The sequence below is a fragment of the Sphingomicrobium sediminis genome, assembly GCF_023805295.1.
In the GTDB taxonomy this organism is placed as follows: domain Bacteria; phylum Pseudomonadota; class Alphaproteobacteria; order Sphingomonadales; family Sphingomonadaceae; genus Sphingomicrobium; species Sphingomicrobium sediminis.
Genome location: NZ_JAMSHT010000001.1, coordinates 426,226 through 442,045, shown reverse-complemented (window position 1 = coordinate 442,045; position 15,820 = coordinate 426,226). Strand labels below are relative to the sequence as shown.

Here is a 15,820-nt window from a genome sequence, read left to right as displayed (position 1 = left end):
AGCACGCAGCCATTTGGCGGCCCCACGCTTGCGGAAGCTGTTGCAAGAGCCTTCCGCTACGAATTGATTTGATAGCGACAGCTCCCGCCGACTAACGTGATCGGGCGGGCGCTAGCTTTCGCTGACGCTTTCCAGATTGTCCTCCGAAATACGATCGACATAGCGATTATAAGGATCGATCCCCGCATAATCCGGCTTTTCGTCGCTTTCGAGGATGATCGTGGTCGTACCGGCCTCGAGGCTGCGGGTCTCGAGCAGGACGACATCGTCGCTATCGAACTTGTCGAAGCCCGGACGCGCGCTGAACAGGCCGATTTCGACCGGATCGGTAAGGGCGACTTCGGTCTCCTTGCCCTGCCCATCGGCCTCAAACTTGGCCGCCGACACCTCGATCGTGGTGCGCCACTTGTCACCCACCTGTTCGGTCGTCGCATTCTCAACCTTGAGGTCGAACAGGACGATCTTCTCGAAGATGTCGGTGATCAGCGCCTGCTCTTCCTCGGTCTCGGCGACCGCACGAACTTCCGCGACGAAATCGAGGCTGCGATGATAGGGCGCGCCCTTGAAGCGCCACTTCTCGATGAAGTTGGCGAATGCGCGATTGACCCGCTCCTCGCCCAGACGATGCGCCAGAAGCGCCATCACATGCCCGCCCTTGCGGTAGTGGATATATTGCTGGTTCTCCATCCGGATGAGTGGGAGCTCCTCGATGGTCTCGCCCTTGCGGCCCGACAGATAGCGGTCGAGCTCATGCTTGAGGAAACGCCGCATCTGGTCTTCGCCAAGCAGGCTCTTCATCACCATGATCGCCGAATAGCTGGCCATCGTCTCGGTGGTGAGCGCATCGCCCTGCATCCCCGCGCCAATGACCTGGTGCGCCCAATATTGGTGCGCCAGTTCGTGCGCGATCACATAGGTGATGAAGTCGGTATCATCCTCGTTGACCTTTGCGGTGAACCCGATGGCTTCGGAATAGGGCATCGTGCCGGCATAAGCCTGCGCGAAGGTCGCATAGCCCGGGAATTCGATGATGCGTGCATGATCGAACTGGTAGGGCCCGAAATTCTCCTCGAAGTAGGTCAGGCTTGCCTCGGCCGCATCCAGCATGCGCTCGACATTCCACGGATGCTTTTCGTGATAATAGACGCTGACTTCGATCCCATCGACATCGCGCGTCGCCACTTCGTAGTGGCCCGACTGGAGCGAGAAGAATTGCAGGATCGGCGCGGGCGAGACGAAGCGCGCCACGCGGCGATCATCGACAATCTCGTCCGACACCTTGTTGCCCGGCGCGATCGGCACCTGGTCGGCGTCGGTCGACAGGGTAATGTCGGCATTGACCCAGTCCATGCTCAACGCATTCTTGCGCGTCGCATCCATGTCCTCGAGCTTGGGCGGACGCAATTCGTCACTGAGGCCCTGGCGACGCCGCGCCTGTCGGTCGGTGAGCATGCCCGAGCGATCCATGCCGATCATCGGCGTGAAGGCCTGGCTGTTCACGAAGGTCGCGTCGGGCGTGATGCCGGTGGCCGGACCGCCCGAACGGAAACCTTGGTACCAGAGCAGTGAATTGAAGCTTAGCTCGCGCGTCTCGCCCGGCTGCATCGGCGTGTCGAACCGATAGGTGCGCACGCCATAGGTCTCGTCATGCGTCTCCAGTGTGGCGCCGGCCAGCTCGATCGCCTCATATTCGAGGTCCTGCGAGCCTTCGCGAATGTAGAGCAGCTCGATCGGCGCGTCGCTATTGTTGAGCAGCTGGTAGCTGCCCTCCACCTCGAGCTTGCGCTCGTCGGGGAAAAGGTCGGCATCGAGCTTCACGTCGGTGACGATGGGTTGGATGACATCCTCATATTGCAGATATTTGCGCTCATACTCGGCCGCCATAACCTCAGCCTCGTCGCCGGTGCGATAGGTGTTGAGCTCCTTGATATTGTGATGCGTGTAGACGCCCAGCCCGACCGCGCTCACCAGCGCGACAAGACCGATGGCAAGCACGCCGCGGCTCGCGCCCGAATGGCGCAGACGCTTGAAGCGGCTGCGCAGCGCAAGGTCGGTCCCGCGCGGCCACAACAGGTGCGCAGCCAAAGCGAGCAACACGGCGATGGCGGCCCAATAGGCCTGCATGATCCGCGCGCCATATTGGAACGGCGCAGGATCAACCATGTCGCTGAGCGGCACGCCTGGACCGGCACCGTAAATGTAGAGCGGGTTGGTATAGCCGAGGTTCGACATCACGATGGTGCCGAGGAACCAGGCCAGCAGGATGCCCCAACCGACATATTTGTTCGGACTCAGCACCTGTACCACGACCGCCAACACCGCGATCAGCGCAGCATCGACGGCGGCCGGAATGATGAACCAGCTGATGTAGGAAGCGACGCCGAACTCTTCCGCACCCTTGGTGAGCTGATAGAACAGGCCGGTAATCATCCCCGTCGCGTTGATCGCGACGATGACGAGGAAGATGGCGAGGATCTTGGGCACCGTCATGGCCCAGGCGGGCACCGGAGCGCTATCGACGATCTCGTTCATCTTGTGGTCGCGTTCGCGCCACACGGCCTCGCCGCCATAAAAGGCCGCGATGATGATGATAAAGGTATAGAATTGATCGCGCACCGAGCTGATCACCGCAGAGACGGTGGCATAGCTGTCAGCGCCATAGATGGCTTGACCAGCCCATAGATCGGACGCGGCAAAACCCACCGCGACAAGCAGCAGCACGATGAGGCCAGGGCTGCGGACCATCTGGCGGATCTCGATCTGCGTGCGTTCGATAAACTGGCTCAGCGCATTGGGCTTGCGGCCAGCCGTGCTGATGGCCTCTCCACCGAGCGTCGGCGGGACGGCCGCCAGCATCTTTTCGCGTTCCTTGGCCTTGGCCAGTTTGCGCAGCTTGCGCTTCGAGGCAGGCCGCTCGGCGAACGAGAAGCGCCACAAGGTGATGGCGAGGAAGACAAAGCCCATCGCGATCCCGAACAGGCGGTTGAAGAGCAACGTGCCCTCCAGCGGCAGGAGACGCGTATTCTGCTCGAAATTGGTCCAGTAGCGCGTGATCTCGTTGAACGCGCCGACGCCAAGCGGCTCGAAGCGCGCGAAGATCGGGCGCAAATCAGGATTGGCCGATGCGATCGAGGTGATGACGAGATAGACGACGACGAACAGGACGACGCCAACATAGCTCCACATCATCGACCGCGTGACGGTCGCCAGCATGAACAGGAGCGCGCTGGCGAGGAAGATGTTGGGCAGCGACAGGACGAGATAGGGCCAGAGATAATATTCGGCCCGCTGCGGTCCCACCAGTTCGGGATCCACCCACGGCATGAGCGTGCCCATGAAGGCACCGAAGGGCACGATGAGGAAGCCCAAAGCGGCAATCCCGAACCCGCCGAGGAAACGACCGAACACCATCTGGCGCTCGGTGACCGGGGTGGCGCGGATCATCGGCGCGAACTTGGTCGCATCGTCGCGAATGATTGCATTGGCAACGAATGCCGTGACGATCATCAGGTAGAAGACCGTTGCCACACCCATCAGGACCGACAGCGACCAGGGCGAATTCTCATGGATCGCCCCGCCCGAATTGATCTGGACATTGTCCGAGGCGGTGAGCCCGAAGCCCAGCAAAAAGAAGATGAAGGTGCCGACCCAGAAAGTCGGGCTCTTCAGGTGATAGCGTAGCTCGAAAGCGGCAATCTTGCCGATCATGTCCCGCCCTCCCCTAGGCCGCGCGACGGACGTCGGCGAGCGTTGCGAAATAGACGTCCTCGAGGCCGCCTTCGACCGGCTCGGTGCCGGCGGGTTGCGTATCGGAGAGGATGTGGACGATGGTGCGGCCAGCGAACAGGCGGGTCGAGATCACCTCATAGACCTCGCGCGTTTCATCAATCTCGTCATGGTCGATGACCTTCTTCCACACCTTGCCGCGGGTCGAGGCGATGAGATCGGAGGGCTTGCCCTCGAGCTGCACGCGGCCGTTGGCCAGCACCGCCATTTGCGGGCACAAATCGGCGACATCGTCGACGATATGGGTCGACAGGATGACCACCTTCTCATCGCCAATGCCGGCGAGCAGGTTGAGGAAGCGGTTGCGTTCTTCGGGGTCGAGGCCGGCGGTGGGCTCGTCGACGATGATGAGGTCGGGATCGCCGATCAGCGCCTGGGCGATGCCGAAGCGCTGGCGCATGCCGCCCGAAAAACCGGCAATCGCCTTGCCGCGCACGCCCCAAAGGTTGGTCTGTTCGAGGAGGGTCTCGACCACGGCCTTGCGCTCGCTCTTGGCGGTGATGCCTTTGAGGACGGCCATATGGTCGAGCATGTTGTAGGCCGACACGCGCGGATAGACGCCGAAATCCTGCGGGAGATAGCCAAGCCGGCGGCGCAGCGTGTCGGGTTCGGCCAGCACGTCCACATCGCCGAACTTGATGCTGCCCTCGCTCGGCGTCTGCAGCGTCGCGATGGTCCGCATCAGCGTCGACTTGCCTGCCCCGTTGGGCCCCAACAGGCCGTACATGCCCTTGCCAATGTCGAGATTGACGTCGGTGAGCGCGCGCGTGCCATTGGGATAGACATGGCTCAGGTTGCGGATTTCCAGCATTATATTCCCCCTCGAAATTTGGGACCGTCCTATATTGGCAATACAGTTGGCCCCTGCCCTCGCCTCATACAACCAGAGTTTCGACGAACGGACAAATGGCTAGGCGAAGCGCGGGCCTCACGTTACCACCCCATCCCATGAAAATTCTTGTCACCGGCGCGGCCGGATTTATTGGTTCTGCGATGAGCCGCGCGCTACTGGCCGCGGGGCACGAGGTTGTCGGGGTCGACAATCTCAATGCCTATTACGATCCGGCCCTCAAACAGGCGCGGCTCGACTGGATCGGGGACGCCGATGGCTTCACCTTCGAGCGGATGGATTTTTCCGACAGCAGCGCAGTCGAGAAACTGGGCGCGGACCATCGCTTCGACGTCATCGTGCATCTCGGTGCGCAAGCGGGTGTGCGCTACAGTCTCGAAGACCCCCACGCTTACGCGCAGTCCAACCTGGTCGGGCAGCTCAACCTCTTGGAACTGGCCCGCGCGCAGCAGCCGCGCCATTTCCTCTATGCTAGCTCGTCGAGCGTCTATGGCGGCAATCAAAAGCTGCCCTTCAGCGTCGGCGACCGCGTCGACCGGCCGGTCAGCTTCTATGCCGCGACCAAACGGTCGGGCGAACTCATGGCCGAAAGCTATGCCCACCTCTATCGCCTGCCGATGTCGGGGCTGCGCTTCTTCACCGTCTACGGCCCTTGGGGCCGCCCCGACATGGCCATGTGGCTATTCACCGAGGCGCTCTACAAGGGCGAGACGATCCGCCTCTTTAACCAGGGCGAGATGCGCCGCGACTTCACCTATATCGACGATATCGTCGCCGGCATGATGGGCCTCATCGACAAGCCGCCTGCCGACGATGGCAGCGAGAAACCGGGCGGCAGCATTGCGCCCCATGCCATTTTCAACATCGGCAACAACCGGCCCGAAGAGCTTGGCCACCTGCTCGCCACGCTCGAAGCGGCAACCGGTCGCAAGGCCATCACCGAGCTCGCACCCATGCAGGCCGGCGATGTCGAAGCGACCTATGCCGATATCGAAGCGCTGAGCGCGCTCACCGGATTTCAGCCCACCACGACCATTGAGACGGGTGCCAAAGCCTTCGTGGACTGGTACGCCGCCTATCACGACATCAATTGAGGAGCCCAAATGAGCCTGCCCCCCATTCTCCAGAATTTGCGCATTCCCGTCATCGGCGCGCCGCTCTTCATCATCTCGCACCCCGCGCTCGTCATCGCGCAGTGCAAGGCAGGCATTGTCGGCAGCTTCCCCGCGCTCAATGCGCGTCCGCAGAGCCAACTGGACGAATGGCTCGCCGAGATCACCGAGACGCTCGACAAGCATAACCAGGAAAATCCGGAAAACCCGGCCGCGCCCTTTGCGGTCAACCAGATCGTTCACATGTCCAACACGCGCTGGGAAAGCGATCTGGAGATTTGCGAGAAGTATAAGGTACCGATCGTCATCACCTCGCTCGGCGCGCGGCCCGAACTCAATGATGCGGTTCATGGCTGGGGCGGCATCACACTGCACGACATCATCAACAACAAATTCGCGCACAAGGCGCTCGAAAAGGGCGCGGACGGCCTGATCGCAGTTGCGGCGGGTGCAGGCGGCCATGCCGGCAAATTGTCGCCCTTCGCGCTCATCCAGGAAATCCGCGAATTTTTCGACGGCCCGCTCTTCCTGTCAGGCTCGATCGCCAATGGCGGCGCAGTGCTTGCGGCCGAGGCCATGGGCGCGGACGGCGCCTATATCGGCTCGCCCTTCATCGCCACGCACGAAGCGCGCGCGATGGACGACTATAAGCAGGAAATCGTCGAGAGCGGTGCCGACGACATTGTCGGCTCCTCGCTCTTCACCGGTGTCTGGGGTAACTATTTGAAGGGCTCGATCACGAAGGCCGGCATGGACCCCGACAATTTGCCCGAAAGCGATCCCAGCAAGATGAACTTCGGCGGCGCCAAGGCGTGGAAGGACATTTGGGGCTCGGGCCAGGGCATCGGCGCGGTCAAGGAAGTGGTCGGCGCAGGCGAACTGGTCGACCGCTTGGAACGCGAATATCTCGCGACCCGCGAGCGCTTACTCGGCTAGGCCTTCATAGGCACGGCGCCAATCCTCGGGGATCGGCATCGGACGGCGATTTTCGCGATCGACGATGACGTGGGTGAAATGCCCCTCGGACGCGGGGGCATCGTCACCTTGCGCGAAAATGCCCAAGTGCCAGGTCACGCTCGAGGAGCCGAGGCGCGCGACGCGCATCCCGATCTCGACCGACTGCGGATAGGCAAGCGGCGCGAAATAGCGGCAGCCGGTTTCGACCACCAGCCCGATCGGATCGCCTTGCTGGACATCGAGCAGCCCCTGCTCGACCATCCACGCATTCACCGCGCTGTCGAACCAGAGATAGTGAATGCTATTGTTGACGTGCCCGTAGGCGTCATTGTCGCTCCACCGCGTCGTCATGGCGTGGAAGCGGCGATAATAGTCGCGGGCCCTTGGCTCGGGACGGCTCACCATGCCGCCTCGTAGAGCCGCGCTGCATCATCCTCATTGATCTCGCACGGATTGTTCACGAGGAGCCGCGTCTGCTTCATCGCTTCGCGGGCGAGGATGGGGATCTGGTCGCGCTCGATGCCATGGTCGCGCAGCCGCGGCTTGAGCCCGCTTTCCGCCACCATCTTGTCGAGCAGTTCGATGAGCCGAGCGGTCTTCGACTGGCTCGATTGCCCTTCGCAATCGGGGTCGAGGATCGGGGCCAGCTCTGCATAAAGTTCGCGCGCCGCCTCGCTATTATGCTGCAGCACGGGGCGCAGCATGAGCGCGTTGGAAAGGCCGTGCGGCAGGTGATGCAGCCCGCCCAGCGGATAGGCCAGGGCATGGACGCCGGCGACCGGCGCATTGGCAAAGGCCAGCCCCGCCAGATGCGCGCCCAACAACATTGCCCCGCGTGCCGCGCGATTGTCGGGCTCTTCGCAGGCCGTGATGAGATTGGCCGACAGGAGTTTCAGCGCTTGCCTCGCAAGCATGTCGCTCAGCGGATTCTTGGCCTTGGCGCTGGTATAGGCCTCGATCGCATGGACCATCGCATCGATGCCCGTTGCTGCCGTCAGCGCGCGTGGCTTGCCGATCGTCAGTTCTGGGTCGAGCGCGGCGAAATCGGCGGTGATGGCATGCGCGTTGACGCCCCGTTTCTCGCCGCCCTCGCAGGTGATGACAGCCACCGGGGTCGCTTCCGATCCGGTGCCTGCGGTCGTCGGCACGAGCGCCAGCGGCAGGCCTTTGCCATATGCCCGCTCGACGCCCCAGATGTTATCGACGTCGTCGCCTGAGCCGATCAGGTAGGCGGCAAGTTTGGCGACGTCCATCGGGCTTCCACCGCCGAATCCCACAACATGGGTTGCCCCTGCCGCACGCCCGGCCTCGACCGCCGCCATCAGCGTGTCGAGCGAGGGATCTTCCTCGACTGCGTCGAACACATGCAGCCGGCGTCCCGCGCCGGAAAGCGCCTCCTGCCACGGTCCGGCGAGCCCTAGCTCGATCACATGCGCGTCGGTCACGAACAGGCAGTCGCCGTCGGGCAGCAATCGCGAAAGGCGGTGCGCGACATCCTCGCCGCCCACCAATCTTGGTCCTGGATTGAATTGCCACTGGCTCATGAAGTCGAGCCTAGAGCGGTCAGGCCGATCCGAAAAGGTCGCGCTCGAGGCGGCCCATCAGAGCCCGTGCAGGGCTTTCGACCGGCTCGCTGGCATGCTGGCCGCGGTCGAGGCGGTCGACGCGGTCATAGAGGTCCGCGCTCTGGCGAATGAGGCGTTGCGCTTCTTCGGGAAGCTGCGCGACGATTTCCTCGTCGGTCGGATTGGCATTGCCGAGACGTCGCTCGATCGCCGGATCGTCAGGCCTGCCAAGTTCTCCATTGTCGATGGCCCGCTGGGTCAATAGCCAGGCGACGACATGCATGATGCGCGTGGTGACCTTTAGGCTCTCGCAAGCGAACCCGACGCGCGCCTGCGGCGGCAAGGCGTCGCGATCGGCGCGGCCAGCAGCATCGAAATAGGTGCGCGCCTCGTCGGCCAGCACCATCGCCTCGGTATAGAGCGCATCCACCAGCCGCGGCGTGATCGCCACGCCGGTATCGGCGCTGTCGCCAGAAAGGTTCGTCTCGTCCATCGCCTCAATATGCCAAAGGAAGGGCGCGGATTAAACGCCGCAGATCGGCGCTACGATCCATTTCGTCCCAGCACGGCACAGTTTCAGGCGATGATATCGGGGGTCGTATCGTCGGCGATCGCCGCGATCCGGTCCTTCAACGACAATTTGGCCTTTTTCAGCCGCGCCAGTTCCAGCGCATCGGCATTTCCCGCCTGTTCGAGCAGCTCGACCTGTTCGTCGAGACGCCGATGCTCGGCCTTCAACGCGGCGAGCAATTGGGCTGGATCGTCATCGTTCATCGCGCATCATGATACGCGCGCTCTCGCGCAGCGTCACCATCCTTTCCCGTTTACGCCGGAGCGGATCTGATCGACGGCGGCCTGCTGAGTCGCATAGGCGACAAAGCATTGAAAACGTGGTTTACTGGTCGTCTTGCGACTCAAGAGTGAAAGGACTCCGCAATGGAACAAGCCCATGTCGAGGCACTCGCATCAAAGCACCACAAGATCGCCGATCGGATCGAACAGGAAGAACATCGGCCGCAGCCTGACATGTCGCTCATCCAACGTCTCAAGAAGGAAAAGCTTCGATTGAAGGACGAGATGGTCGGTCACTGACCCGCTATCTCGGTACCCAAGAAAAAGGGCCGGCGCTCCATCGGAGCCCGGCCCTTTTCTTTTCCCCTCCTGGCAGGGTGTCAGTCGGTGCGCTCGTCGCGGCTGACGCGTTCGGTGCGCTCATGCTTTTCTTGGGCTTCTAGGGTCATGGTTGCGATCGGGCGGGCTTCAAGACGCTTCAGCGAAATGGGCTCGCCGGTCACTTCGCAATAGCCATATTCGTCTGAGTACAGACGACGGATGGCGGCATCGATCTTGCCGATGAGCTTGCGCTGGCGATCGCGGGTGCGGAGCTCGAGGCTCCAGTCCGTTTCACTTGAAGCGCGGTCGGCAAGGTCGGGCTCACGCAGGCTGTCGACCTGGAGCTGGGCCATGGTCGCGCGGCTTTCCTCGACGATCGTCTCTTTCCATTCGCGCAGTTTGCCCAGGAAATAGGCCTTCTGCTTGACGTTCATGAACTCTTCCTTGGCGCTCGGACGATAATCGTCCTCGAGCTCCAGTTCATCAAACTTCGGATTGCCGTTGAGGTCTGAAAGCGCAGTAGCCAAATAACCCTCCCCACTCTTCAAGCGGGCGCCCGAAACGGTCTCGCCGTAAGGCGCCTCACAGCCAAATATGTCGTTTTCTTCCCGACACTTAGCCGACAGGAAAACGGCCCCGAGCGCCTAGTAGCTAGCTTAACACCTATTAACAAGCGCTGACCGGCGGGCGGGTCGCAAATAGGGACAAACTGTTGCCGATAAGTGTCAGCAGGATGTTGGAAAGAAGGCAGTTTTGGCGATTATTGGCGGTTGCGAGAAATGTTCACGCGGGCAACAATCGGGCCCATGAGAATCCTCCTGACCAATGACGACGGTATCCACGCACCCGGATTCGAAGTGCTGGAGCGACTCGCCGCCCCCTTCGCCGACGAATTGTGGGTCGTCGCCCCTGCCGAAGAGCAATCCGGCGCAGGGCACAGCCTCACCCTCACCCGGCCCCTTCGCATCCGCAAACATGGCGAGCGCCGCTTTTCCGCCGACGGCACGCCGACCGACTCGGTCATGCTCGCGCTCGGCCACCTCATGAAGGATCACAAGCCCGACCTCATTCTGTCGGGCGTCAATCGCGGCGCGAACTTGGGCGAGGACGTCACCTATTCGGGGACCGTCTCAGCGGCGATGGAAGGCGCGCTGGCTGGCGTCCCCTCGATCGCCTTGTCGCAATGTTCGATGGCGCCGGGCACCAGCGACGGGGTAAAATGGGGCGCCGCCGAGACATGGGGACCGCGTGTCCTCGAGACGCTGCTCGCCGACCTGCCGCGCGACAAGACGCTCATCAACGTCAACTTCCCGCCGGTCGCTGCCGCAGACGTGCGCGGCGTGAAAGTGTGCGACCAGGGCTTTCGCGACTATTCGCGCCTCAGCGTCATCGAACGCCAGGACCCGCGCGGCTTTCGTTATTACTGGTTCGGCGGCGGCGAGACGATCGAGACGCCCGGCCATCAGACCGACCTAGAAGTCGTCGCCGACGGCTTCGTCGCGGTGACCCCGCTTCATCTCGACCTCACGCACCATGCCTCGCTCGACGGACTGCGCGCCCGCTTCGCCGACTAGCTGGTGATGAAATCGACCGCGTTGCCCTCGAGGCGGACCGCGGTCAGCGTGCCGGTCGCATAGCAGCCCGTATCCACCGCGATGCGGTTCTTCTTCACCTGCGGTTTGGAGGTGATGGTATGGCCGTGCACCACGGTCACGCCATGGTCCTTTTTGGATTTGAGGAAATCGTCGCGGATCCAGACGAGATCGCGCTCCTTCTGCTTTTCCAGCGGCACGCCCGGCCGGATACCCGCATGGACGAACAGATAGTCGCCGATCCGCTTCGAATGTTTGAGCGACTGGAAGAACTCCAGATGCTCGGGCGGCAAATGCGCCTTCAGGAGCTTCTTGATCGAGGGGTGCGCGAACAAAGCCTTCTTGTCGACGCCATAGCTTTCGAGCGTCTCGATGCCGCCATAGGCAAGCCAGCCCAGCGCCTTGCCCTCGAACGCCTGCAGCATCGCGACCTCGTGGTTGCCGATGAGGAAATGCTGCTTGTCGCCGGGCAGCCCGCCGGCGATGAGCCGGTCGATCACGCCGCGGCTGTCGGGGCCGCGGTCGATATAGTCGCCGAGAAAGACGAGGTGCGATTTGCCCTCATATCCCTCAAGATCCTTGCGGATCCGCTTGAGGAGTTTCTTCAGCTGCTTGTCGCAGCCATGCACGTCGCCGATCGCATAGACGCGCTTGCCCGGCTTCAGCGGGGCGTCCCCTCGGGACTTGTCGATACTCGCTTCCCTACCCATCTGCGCCAGCATGACGGGCCAAGCGATTCGCTGCAATCCGTGACTGACGCCCCCGCCCTTGCCGAGAATCGCGCGAGCGCGTAGGGGCAGCGCAACCCCCGACCCATCTGGGAGAGAGAAGTTGAAAATCGTCGTTATCGGTACCGGCTATGTCGGCCTCGTTTCGGGCGCCTGCTTCGCCGATTTCGGTCATCACGTGACCTGCGTCGACAAGGACCCCAAGAAGATCGAGATGCTCGAACGCAACGAGATGCCGATTTGGGAGCCGGGTCTCGACAGCCTCGTCGAGTCCAACGTGAGGAAGGGCCGCCTCGAATTCACGACGCGCCTGTCGCCTGCCTTGCCCGATGCCGACGCGGTCTTCATCGCGGTCGGCACCCCCTCACGTCGCGGCGACGGCCATGCTGATCTCACCTACGTTTTCAATGCCGTGCGCGAACTCGCGCAGAAGCTCGAACATCCGGTGGTCGTCGTCACCAAGTCGACTGTGCCGGTCGGCACCGGCGACGAGATTGCCAAGATCCTTAAGGAAGAAGGCGCGCCCGAGGGCTGCAGCGTTGCTTCCAACCCCGAATTCCTGCGCGAAGGTGCGGCAATTGCCGACTTCAAGCATCCCGATCGCATCCTGATCGGGGCCAATGACGACAAGGCCCGCGAAGTGCTGCGCGAAATCTATCGCCCGCTCTTCCTCAACAAGGCCCCGATGCTGTTCGTCTCGCGCCGCACGGCCGAGCTGACCAAATATGCCGCCAACGCTTTTCTCGCGACCAAGATCAGCTTCATCAACGAAATGGCCGATCTTTGCGAAGCCGTCGGTGCCGACGTCCAGGATGTCGCCCGCGGCATCGGTCTCGACAATCGCATCGGTCCCAAATTCCTCCATGCCGGTCCCGGCTATGGCGGCAGCTGCTTCCCCAAGGACACGCTGGCGCTGCTGCGCACGGCCGAGGAAGCCGGTGTCGAGAACCAGATCGTCAATGCCGTCGTGAAGGTGAATGACGACCGCAAGAACGGCATGGCCGCACGCGTCGAAAAGGCGATGGGCGGCAGCGTGTCGGGCAAGACGGTCGCCGTGCTGGGCCTGACCTTCAAGCCCAACACCGACGACATGCGCGACGCGCCGTCGATCCCGCTCGTGAACATGCTGGTCGAAAAAGGCGCCAAGGTGCAGGCCTATGACCCGGTCGGCATGGAAATGGCCAAGCCTCACATGCCCGAAGATGGCGTCACCTATGCCGATGGCGAGATGACCGCGATCAATGGCGCCGATGCGCTGGTCATCGTGACCGAGTGGGACGAATTCCGTGCGCTTGATCTGGATGCAGTCAAGGCGGCCATGAAGGGCGACAAATTACTCGACCTGCGCAACATTTACGAGCGTGACGAAGCCGAGCGTGCAGGGTTCGATTACCGTCCGATCGGGCGCTAGACCGGTTCTCCTGCCAGAATATCACGGCGGAAACCGCCGCCCCGAACATGGTTGCTATCGTAAGCCAGCTGGATTTGATTGAGATCGCGACAGTGGGTTCGCGTAGATAACTGTGTGCTGGGTTGACTGCCTTCGCCCTTTAGCGATTAGTCTGTTTGCGAACTGATTAGAGGCTACGGGGGGGAAAGGGAAATGCGGGAAAGAAGCATCCTAGCATCGGCTCTTGCCGGTGCTGCGGCGATTGCGCTTTTGGGTCAGGCAGGACAGGCGAGTACGCAGTCCGCGCCCCAAGTTCACCTGATCGTGGCCGAGACCGATGGAGAGGATTTGGCCTGTGGCATCGATAGGCAGCTCGTCATTTCGACTGCTGCCGTCGTCCTAGAAAATTCAAATGTTCGGGCCGGTCGTGCTGTCCCATATGTGGCGACCATTGATTACTTAACCATCCGCCCAAACGGTTCGTGTGCAACCAATTTGAAAGTCGAGATAGCCGCGATTGGCAGCATGTCGATTCAAGACGTGGGTATGAAAAGGGCGAGAGCCACACTCTGCTCCCGAGCGAATCTTTTTTCAGGGCCGGATAGTACCAGAATTTACGAACATATCCGTGATACACTGGCTGCATGCATCGCCGACCTTCCGTCGGATGTCCGAGCGACACCAAGGAGATAATTGAGAGATCCTCGGCTGACCAAGGCACCGTTGTGCATTGTTCTATCGGTTAAACTAGGTGGAGAACAAACATGTTGCTCAAAACATCAATCCTGGCAGTCGCAACTGCGCTTTTTGCTATGCCGAGCACGCTAACCGCTCAGCAACCTTCGCAGCCATGCAATACGGGTCCGTATATCGTGTTCTTTGAGTGGAACGATAGCGAGCTTAGCCGAGAGGCACGCGAGGTGCTCGACGATGTCGTGAATTTCTATGCTGCATGTGGAACTGCGTCGGTGTTGATGGCAGGCCATGCCGATCGTTCGCAACCGGTTCGCCAGTCTGTCAAGATTTCCCAAGAGCGGGTCGATGCGGTCGCTGAGTATCTCGTAAGCAAAGGGCTTCCAGGCTCCAGGATGGCCAGTGCAGCGCTTGGATCAAGCCAACCGCGGGTTGAAACGCCCGATGGCGTCAGAGAAATGGAAAACCGTCGGGTCGAGATTAACTTTGCCCCCCCTGGCCGCTGGTAGCCCCTTCTTCGTTTTATCAGCGAACATGATCTTCAAGATCATGTTCCCGACAAGGCAGTGTGCCCGGTTCCTCTCAATACTGTTCGCCGAGAATTCCATCCCCACTCCGGTAGTGGGCTTACGTCGACTTGTGCGTTCCAAGGCTGAAATCCGCCGCTCAGAACGCGCCCTTTAATCACTTGAATGCTTGCGCAACTTTATCGGGTTCATCGCAAGGGAAGGCTGCGCTTGTTCGTTGACCAATTCTCAAATCTGGCAGTGAGCTACTGTCAAAGATGGCTCTCGGATTCTAGGGCCCTTTTATCGCAAGGCTTCCGCTACCTCGCGGAGAAACATGACCCCGGTCGAGAATCCTACCTTGGTCAGATCAAAGCAAGTCTAAACGTCATTTCGGCTTTGTCAGGCGTAGTGAATTTACCGAAGAACCTGACTTTTCCGTCAGACTCAATGCGGAGCTTCGTTAACTCGGTGAAAAAGCCAAACCGGTCAATGTGCTGGCCACCGACGCAGCGAGTGTTGATGTAGTCGACATCGGGTTCGAATTCAGCGCTCTAAGTCGAGGTTCGATAGAAGGACTGCAGCAGCTGCAGGGCTTCCGCAGCCTTTTCATTGTCACGGCAGCCGAACCAGACATTATCAAGCTGGAGATACTGGATCTGTCCGTACTGCTCCTCTCGCACAATTATCTGCTTACTTCGGCTTTGGTCAGACATCCAAATTGTCTCGGTCTCGCGATCAAAGACTATTTCGAATTGCCTACTCCCGAAAAGCTGGGCGGGGATAAATGTCTCAAGGGTCCGTGGTCGGTCGCCTTCCGCTTTCTCCAATTTCAAAAGACCGGCGGAGTTTATCGAAAGGGCCTGAGAGGAATCATCGAGCGATCGGAACCCGCCAAATGAAGGGGCGCCTTCGCAGAGAGAATTCACGTAATCGACAGTTTCGTAATAGGAATCCGTCTCGAAAGACGGCTTGGCAACAGCAGATGTCGCTAGTGACGCCAATACACAGCCCGCTAAGCTAAACTTCAATTTTTCAAAATGAATAGCCATTCTGCAAATCGCTTTCCTTGTTGGAACGCCAGATTAGACAGGGTTTGGACGAGCTAAGAACGCGGCCCTTCCAGTTCGAACAGGGGAATGGCGACTTCGAAGCCTTTCCCCTCGCTGTCGATCATCTGGTAGCTGCCCTGCATCGTGCCGGTCGCGGTATCGAGCGGGCAGCCCGAGACGTAATCGTGGCTCGCGCCAGGCCCGATCACCGGCATCTCGCCGATCACGCCGTCGCCGCGCACTTCGTGGATCACCTCGTCGGCATCCTTGATCACCCAATGGCGGCTGATCAGCTGGATCGGCGCTTCGCCATGATTTTCGATGCGCACATGATAGGCCCAGAACCAACGACTGTCCTGCGGGGAGGATTGCTCGGGCATATAGCCGACCGAGACGCGCACAGTCGTCTCGCCGGTCGTTGCCGAATAAGGAAATAGAGCTTCGAGCACGCCGCTGGTGGGAAGGTCGGTCATGGG

General features: G+C 60.9%; 16 protein-coding genes. 7 read left to right on the top strand and 9 right to left on the bottom strand.

Annotated elements, in window-relative coordinates:
- Positions 1-111 precede the first annotated feature (111 nt).
- Positions 112-3,708, bottom strand: coding sequence for an ABC transporter permease/M1 family aminopeptidase (locus NDO55_RS02160; RefSeq protein ID WP_252111990.1), 3,597 nt, complete (start codon positions 3,706-3,708; stop codon positions 112-114).
- A 13-nt stretch (positions 3,709-3,721) separates the two neighbouring features.
- On the bottom strand, positions 3,722-4,597 hold the full coding sequence (locus NDO55_RS02155) for an ABC transporter ATP-binding protein (protein ID WP_252111989.1): 876 nt from the start codon (positions 4,595-4,597) through the stop codon (positions 3,722-3,724).
- 137 nt (positions 4,598-4,734) lie between these two features.
- On the opposite strand from NDO55_RS02155, the gene NDO55_RS02150 reads away from it, so the two are divergent.
- Both NDO55_RS02150 and NDO55_RS02145 read left to right on the top strand, forming a co-directional pair.
- Complete coding sequence (locus NDO55_RS02150; RefSeq protein ID WP_252111987.1) at positions 4,735-5,730, top strand: NAD-dependent epimerase/dehydratase family protein; 996 nt, start codon at positions 4,735-4,737, stop codon at positions 5,728-5,730.
- Between the two features lie 9 nt (positions 5,731-5,739).
- The gene (locus NDO55_RS02145; protein WP_252111986.1) at positions 5,740-6,684 is read left to right on the top strand and encodes an NAD(P)H-dependent flavin oxidoreductase; all 945 of its coding nucleotides are present in this window, start codon (positions 5,740-5,742) and stop codon (positions 6,682-6,684) included.
- On the opposite strand, the gene NDO55_RS02140 is transcribed toward NDO55_RS02145, so the two are convergent.
- The 4 genes from NDO55_RS02140 to NDO55_RS02125 form a co-directional block, all read right to left on the bottom strand.
- Positions 6,673-7,110, bottom strand: a complete 438-nt coding sequence (locus NDO55_RS02140) for an acyl-CoA thioesterase (protein ID WP_252111984.1) — start codon at positions 7,108-7,110, stop codon at positions 6,673-6,675. The two genes, NDO55_RS02145 and NDO55_RS02140, sit on opposite strands and share 12 nt — an antisense overlap.
- A complete protein-coding gene (locus NDO55_RS02135) occupies positions 7,104-8,249 on the bottom strand; it encodes an iron-containing alcohol dehydrogenase (protein WP_252111982.1) in 1,146 nt (381 codons plus the stop codon). The genes NDO55_RS02140 and NDO55_RS02135 overlap by 7 nt, the downstream gene beginning before the upstream one ends.
- A gap of 19 nt (positions 8,250-8,268) precedes the next feature.
- The gene (locus NDO55_RS02130; RefSeq protein ID WP_252111980.1) at positions 8,269-8,763 is read right to left on the bottom strand and encodes a DUF1465 family protein; all 495 of its coding nucleotides are present in this window, start codon (positions 8,761-8,763) and stop codon (positions 8,269-8,271) included.
- 83 nt (positions 8,764-8,846) lie between these two features.
- Entirely contained in the window at positions 8,847-9,044 is a 198-nt protein-coding gene (locus NDO55_RS02125; RefSeq protein WP_252111978.1) for a YdcH family protein, read from the bottom strand.
- Positions 9,045-9,206: 162 nt separating this feature from the next.
- Here NDO55_RS02125 and NDO55_RS02120 point away from each other — a divergent pair, with 162 nt between their 5' ends.
- On the top strand, positions 9,207-9,362 hold the full coding sequence (locus NDO55_RS02120; RefSeq protein ID WP_252111976.1) for a YdcH family protein: 156 nt from the start codon (positions 9,207-9,209) through the stop codon (positions 9,360-9,362).
- An 80-nt stretch (positions 9,363-9,442) separates the two neighbouring features.
- On the opposite strand, the gene dksA is transcribed toward NDO55_RS02120, so the two are convergent.
- A complete protein-coding gene (gene dksA / locus NDO55_RS02115; protein WP_252111974.1) occupies positions 9,443-9,910 on the bottom strand; it encodes an RNA polymerase-binding protein DksA in 468 nt (155 codons plus the stop codon).
- 279 nt (positions 9,911-10,189) lie between these two features.
- Here dksA and surE point away from each other — a divergent pair, with 279 nt between their 5' ends.
- On the top strand, positions 10,190-10,957 hold the full coding sequence (gene surE / locus NDO55_RS02110) for a 5'/3'-nucleotidase SurE (protein ID WP_252111972.1): 768 nt from the start codon (positions 10,190-10,192) through the stop codon (positions 10,955-10,957).
- Here surE and NDO55_RS02105 read toward each other — a convergent pair.
- On the bottom strand, positions 10,954-11,685 hold the full coding sequence (locus NDO55_RS02105; protein WP_252111970.1) for a metallophosphoesterase family protein: 732 nt from the start codon (positions 11,683-11,685) through the stop codon (positions 10,954-10,956). The genes surE and NDO55_RS02105 overlap by 4 nt on opposite strands.
- A gap of 121 nt (positions 11,686-11,806) precedes the next feature.
- Here NDO55_RS02105 and NDO55_RS02100 point away from each other — a divergent pair, with 121 nt between their 5' ends.
- The 3 genes from NDO55_RS02100 (at position 11,807) to NDO55_RS02090 (ending at position 15,194) form a co-directional block, all read left to right on the top strand.
- Complete coding sequence (locus NDO55_RS02100) at positions 11,807-13,114, top strand: UDP-glucose dehydrogenase family protein (RefSeq protein ID WP_252111968.1); 1,308 nt, start codon at positions 11,807-11,809, stop codon at positions 13,112-13,114.
- Between the two features lie 743 nt (positions 13,115-13,857).
- Positions 13,858-14,295, top strand: coding sequence for an OmpA family protein (locus NDO55_RS02095; RefSeq protein WP_252111966.1), 438 nt, complete (start codon positions 13,858-13,860; stop codon positions 14,293-14,295).
- Positions 14,296-14,786: 491 nt separating this feature from the next.
- A complete protein-coding gene (locus NDO55_RS02090) occupies positions 14,787-15,194 on the top strand; it encodes a hypothetical protein (protein WP_252111965.1) in 408 nt (135 codons plus the stop codon).
- A 203-nt stretch (positions 15,195-15,397) separates the two neighbouring features.
- Here NDO55_RS02090 and apaG read toward each other — a convergent pair whose 3' ends face one another.
- Entirely contained in the window at positions 15,398-15,817 is a 420-nt protein-coding gene (gene apaG / locus NDO55_RS02085) for a Co2+/Mg2+ efflux protein ApaG (protein WP_252111963.1), read from the bottom strand.
- Positions 15,818-15,820: the final 3 nt, after the last annotated feature.